This window comes from Ruminococcus sp. 1001136sp1, from assembly GCF_039841815.1.
Classification (GTDB): Bacteria; Bacillota; Clostridia; order Lachnospirales; family Lachnospiraceae; genus Blautia_A; species Blautia_A faecis.
The window spans coordinates 1-1,071 of sequence record NZ_JBDPGY010000067.1 but is presented as its reverse complement, the minus strand read 5'-3'; the positions used below and the strand labels follow the sequence as shown (position 1 = coordinate 1,071).

At 36.6% G+C, this 1,071-nt stretch carries 2 protein-coding genes and 1 pseudogene; 1 reads left to right on the top strand and 2 read right to left on the bottom strand.

Annotated features, from left to right (window positions below):
• Window positions 1-91 (top strand): annotated as a pseudogene (locus ABHC48_RS20525) (CDP-alcohol phosphatidyltransferase family protein); the annotation flags it as partial.
• A gap of 177 nt (window positions 92-268) precedes the next feature.
• On the opposite strand, the gene ABHC48_RS20520 reads toward ABHC48_RS20525, so the two are convergent.
• Together ABHC48_RS20520 and ABHC48_RS20515 are read right to left on the bottom strand one after the other, a co-directional pair.
• Window positions 269-442 carry a hypothetical protein gene (locus tag ABHC48_RS20520; RefSeq protein WP_226815871.1) on the bottom strand — a complete coding sequence of 58 codons (174 nt, stop codon included), beginning with the start codon at window positions 440-442 and terminating at the stop codon, window positions 269-271.
• A complete protein-coding gene (locus ABHC48_RS20515; RefSeq protein WP_195700512.1) occupies window positions 435-848 on the bottom strand; it encodes a S24 family peptidase in 414 nt (137 codons plus the stop codon). Before ABHC48_RS20515 ends, ABHC48_RS20520 begins: the two co-directional genes overlap by 8 nt.
• Window positions 849-1,071 lie beyond the last annotated feature (223 nt).

Sequence of the window (1,071 nt, the reverse complement as noted above, 5' to 3'; positions counted from 1 at the left end):
GTTGATTGGTTTGTGCGCTATAATGATGGTCATATCGGTCGCTCTGTATATTATCCAGAATACCAGGACTCTTAAGGAAGAGACTGTATAAGCAATTTTATATTGCAATGACTAGAAAAATATTTAGGAGAAGATAGATATAAACAGTAAGTCAAACACACAAACTATGGAGTCTTTAGTCGGTTTAATAAAATTTTAGATAGAAAATAAATCATTATAAAAAGATCCTGTTCATACTATGATATATAGAACAGGATCTTTATTTACTTTATTTTGCCAGGAAATTGCTCTGAATCTCCATCGGCATATGATAAGCCTGGCCTCGTTTTGTCAGGCTGTATAATTTAAAGCTCATTAGTTCCGGAGTAGCATTTAATGAACTGCAGAGTCCGAAATAATCCAGGTCCTCGTTCTGAACCATCAGCCTTTTAAAATTAGCCAACTACTTTTCCAAAAGTTTTTAAGGTGGATCCGGAAGTGACTTGGATAGGGGCATATTTTTTATTTAGAGAAATAAGCTGAATACCGGAATCGGATTGATGATATTTCTTTACATAAGCATCACCATCAAGGAAGAAGACACCGATTTCTCCTTCTTCAAGTGTTTCTTGTTTATGAATCCAGATGATCTGTCCATCCAGATAGAGAGGCTCCATGCTGTCACCACATACCCGGACACCGAAGTCAGCACTGGAAGATACTTCATCACCAACTTCAATTTCGGAAAAACGGTCGGAATCAAGGAATTGTCCTGTTCCAGCTGAAACCGGGAGATCATAGAGACTGAGAGTTCTTCGTGGAAATTGATAAATGATTGGTTCTTCTCGAATGTATTCCCCACTTTTCAAGCGTTAAAATCCATAAAAATGACATATTTGCCACTTTATAAAGATTTAAAAGCGATATATAATGCCTATATAGAAAAGAACACACGTTCTAAAAAAGGAAAGGTGAAAATGTGGAAAGAGTAATATTGCACAGTGATGCCAATTGTTTTGTGTGACTTGAAAGTCACTACATTTATTGTCTTACCGTAAGGTGTAAGACCTGCTGTTCCGTCAGTTGAGTCTA